The organism is Dyella sp. SYSU CM1112, from assembly GCF_058216415.1.
Window position 1 is genome coordinate 1 of record NZ_JBZEGI010000122.1, and the last position, 281, is coordinate 281.

General features: G+C 75.1%; 1 protein-coding gene. It reads right to left on the bottom strand.

Annotated elements, in window-relative coordinates; translation table 11 throughout:
• Window positions 1–12: 12 nt before the first annotated feature.
• On the bottom strand, window positions 13–281 hold a 269-nt coding region (locus AC4HNJ_RS21890), incomplete at its 5' end, for a hypothetical protein (protein ID WP_490481727.1).

The window sequence follows — 281 nt, forward strand, 5'->3', positions numbered from 1 at the left end:
GCACCACGACGCTCACGCCGCCTCCTTCCCGGCGAGCTTGCGCTCCCGTTCCTGCGCGCCGACCAGGTCGTCCGGCAGCGAGTCGGGCACCTCGGTGTCGAACCGCCGCAGCAGCCGCACCGCGAACCCACCGGCGTTGATCAGCAGCAGGATGAGTGCGTAGACGACGTACGCGAGCCCGACCCCGCGGCCTTCGCCGGTGCCGAGGACCGAGCCGACGGACCCCGCGAGGGCGCCGCCGGGCGCGAGCAGCGGCGAGAACCAGCCGACGGCCAGCGGCG